At 40.7% G+C, this 3,314-nt stretch carries 4 protein-coding genes; all 4 read left to right on the top strand.

Going from position 1 to position 3,314, the window contains the following annotated elements:
• The first annotated feature begins 131 nt into the window (after positions 1-131).
• On the top strand, positions 132-1,223 hold the full coding sequence (aroB, locus tag ACTNES_RS20180; protein WP_441040507.1) for a 3-dehydroquinate synthase: 1,092 nt from the start codon (positions 132-134) through the stop codon (positions 1,221-1,223).
• Positions 1,220-1,744 carry a signal peptidase II gene (gene lspA, locus ACTNES_RS20175; RefSeq protein ID WP_291806813.1) on the top strand — a complete coding sequence of 175 codons (525 nt, stop codon included), beginning with the start codon at positions 1,220-1,222 and terminating at the stop codon, positions 1,742-1,744. The genes aroB and lspA overlap by 4 nt, the downstream gene beginning before the upstream one ends.
• Positions 1,745-1,748: 4 nt before the next feature.
• Entirely contained in the window at positions 1,749-2,663 is a 915-nt protein-coding gene (locus ACTNES_RS20170) for an RluA family pseudouridine synthase (RefSeq protein ID WP_441040506.1), read from the top strand.
• A gap of 66 nt (positions 2,664-2,729) precedes the next feature.
• Positions 2,730-3,314: AAA family ATPase (locus ACTNES_RS20165; protein ID WP_441040505.1), on the top strand; the 585-nt coding region annotated here is incomplete at its 3' end.

Below are 3,314 nucleotides of genomic sequence, written 5' to 3'. Positions count from 1 at the left end.
GTAAACATACCTACTCATTTATCCACCAACAAAATTACGAACAACTCAGTATTTATCAGAGTTTTAAGTGTTTGAGTAGGAAAATAATGAGAAGTTAGCAATAAAATATTCACATAAAAAGGAGAGGGAAAATGGCAGAACAGAAATTACTTGTAAAACGGGAAGGAGATTTCCATTATCCTATTTACTTTGAAAATGACTTTCAGAATCTTGCCAGTGCGATCAGAGAAGAAGGTCTGGAAGGCCGAAAGATCTGTATCGTAACAGACAGCCATGTAGCACCCCTTTATCATGATTCCGTCAGATCAGTTCTTCAGAGGGTTTCTTCTGATGTGTTTTCTTTCACATTCGAATCAGGTGAGAAGAATAAGAATCTGAATACTGTACAGGACTTATACCAGACCCTGATCGAACATGAAATGGATCGTAAAGGACTTCTGGTTGCATTAGGTGGTGGCGTTGTAGGCGACCTCACTGGTTTTGGTGCGGCTACTTATCTGAGAGGAATTGATTTTATTCAGGTTCCTACTACACTTCTCGCCCAGGTAGACAGTAGTGTAGGCGGCAAGACAGGAGTTGATTTTATTCAGTACAAAAACATGGTAGGTGCTTTCCATCAGCCACGTCTTGTTTACATGAATATGAGTTCTCTGCAGTCTCTTCCTGCCCGTGAATTTACCTGTGGTATGGGTGAAATTCTGAAGACTGGTTTAATCTGCGACGGTGATTTTTTCCGGTTTGTATGCCAGAATCAGTCCTTGATCAGCAATCTGGATCTGCGCATGCTTTCCACAATGATCCGCAGATGCTGTGAAATCAAAGCAGGTGTAGTGGAACGTGATCCAAAAGAACAGGGAGAACGTGCACTCCTGAATCTTGGTCATACGATCGGCCATGCAGTAGAAAAGCTTAAGAACTTCCAGCTTCTTCATGGGCAATGTGTTGGTGTTGGTCTGATTGCAGCTGCTTATCTTTCCATGACAAGAGGATTACTGACCAGTCAGGAATATGAAGAAATCAGAAACGGCTGTCGTTCCTATGATCTTCCTCTTTCTGTTGATTCTCTGAATGCAGAGGATGTCCTTGCAGCAACTAAGAAGGATAAGAAAATGGAGGCTGGACACATAAAGTTTATCCTCATGGATGGTATTGGCAAGAGCTTCATTGACAAGACAGTAACGGATGAAGAATTACTCCAGGCTATTCGGGAGATTCTGGTATGACAACAGCTTCAGCAAAATCCGCCTGGAAGCACTGGATCCAGGCGGGAATCATCATTCTCGTATTAACACTACTGGATCAGGTAAGTAAACATCTGGTTCTTACTTACCTGAAGGGAGAAAATGATATCTCTCTTATTTCTGGTGTTTTACAGTTGCGCTACATCGAGAACCGTGGAATGGCCTTTGGATTATTTGAAGGCAAAATTCCGGTATTTGTAATCTTGTGTCTCTTATTTTTCTGTCTGTTTGTCTATGTATATGCAAGGATTCCGCGCACCAGATATTATCTGCCTCTGGCTGTCACTTCTGTGATCATGGTATCCGGTGCTTTAGGTAATTTTATCGACAGGGTGTTCAGAGGATATGTTGTAGATTTTATCTATTTTTCACTAATCGATTTTCCTGTGTTCAATATGGCAGATATTTATGTCGTATGCAGTGGAATCCTGCTTGTTCTTCTTGTATGTTTTAAATACAGAAATGACGAAGATTACGACTTTTTACGAATAAAAAAGGATTAATATTATGGAAATTCTTAAGTATTGTGTTTCTGACGGTCAGTCTGGTATCCGGATTGACCGCTATCTTTCTGGAAAAAATGAAGAGTTATCACGTTCCTATATCCAGAAGCTTCTGAAAGAACAGAAAATTAGGGTAAATGGCTCTCCTGTAAAAGCGAATTATAAAGTTCAGAACCAGGATGATATTTCTGTAGAAGTTCCGGATATGGAGGAACCGGATATCTTGCCGGAGGATATCCCTCTGGATATTCTTTACGAAGATGACGATGTGCTGATCGTCAACAAACCAAAAGGAATGGTCGTACATCCCAGTGCCGGACATACATCAGGAACACTGGTAAATGCCATTATGTTCCATTGCAAAGATAATCTCTCTGGTATTAATGGTGTATTGCGCCCTGGTATTGTCCACAGAATCGATAAAGATACTACCGGCGCCCTTCTTGTGTGTAAAAACGATAACGCACACAAAGACCTTGCCGAACAGTTGAAAGAGCATTCTATCAAACGTAGATACCGTGCAATTGTAACAGGCGTTTTGAAAGAAGATGAGGGTACCATAGAGGGACCGATCGGCCGTCATCCGGTAGACCGGAAAAAAATGGCCATAAATTACAAAAACGGCAAAGATGCTGTTACTCATTATAAAGTTCTGGAACGTTTCAAGAATGCCACTTATGTAGAATGTCGTCTGGAAACAGGCCGTACTCACCAGATCCGTGTTCATATGACCAGCATCGGGCACCCTTTACTTGGAGATGAGGTATATGGCTCCGGAAAGAACCCATATCATTTGCAAGGGCAGACTCTTCATGCAATGATTCTCGGCTTTATTCATCCAGCAACCGGCGAATATATGGAATTTACTGCGCCTTTACCTGAATACTTTCTTAAATTATTAGAAAAATTGCGAAAATAGTTTGCATTCCCACGAAAATATTGTATAATATGTCTATCGAATCCGTAACAGAAGGGAGTGTAGATTATGAACAGTACAAGTTCAATTATTACAATAGGTCGTGAATATGGCAGCGGCGGAAGACAAATAGGACAGGAAGTTGCCAAATATTTCGGTATTAAATGCTACGATAAAGAGCTTTTGGAGCATGCAGCAAACGAAAGCGGTATCTGCAAAGAACTTTTTGAAAATCACGATGAGAAGCCGACTAATAGTTTTTTATATTCTCTGGTAATGGATACATATTCATTTGGCTATTCTTCATCAGGATTTACAGATATGCCAATGAATCACAAAGTATTTCTTGCACAGTTTGATGCAATTAAGAAACTGGCCTCTGAGGGGCCTTGCGTTATGGTCGGAAGATGTGCAGATTACGCACTGGCTGAATATAAGGATTGCTTCAGCGTATTTGTGCATGCAGATACTGACTGGAGAATTAACCGTCTTTCTCAGAAACATAATAAGACTGCCAAAGAAGCCAAAGATATGATCAATAAAACAGATAAGAGCCGTTCTAGTTATTATAATTATTATACCAATAAGAAATGGGGCTCTGCTGCCAGCTACAATCTCTGCGTAGACAGCAGTAAACTTGGAATCGAGGGTGCT

It is taken from the genome of Blautia sp. HCP3S3_D9, assembly GCF_052063845.1.
Lineage (GTDB): Bacteria > Bacillota > Clostridia > Lachnospirales > Lachnospiraceae > Blautia_A.
The sequence above is the reverse complement of the archived record's forward strand: the minus strand, read 5'-3'. Positions and strand labels throughout refer to the sequence as shown.

Bases quoted from the DNA above. Each gene is read 5' to 3' on its own strand.
- aroB (WP_441040507.1), top strand. From the start codon at position 132: ATGGCAGAACAGAAATTACTTGTAAAACGGGAAGGAGATTTCCATTAT.
- ACTNES_RS20170 (WP_441040506.1), top strand. From the start codon at position 1,749: ATGGAAATTCTTAAGTATTGTGTTTCTGACGGTCAGTCTGGTATCCGG.
- lspA (WP_291806813.1), top strand. From the start codon at position 1,220: ATGACAACAGCTTCAGCAAAATCCGCCTGGAAGCACTGGATCCAGGCG.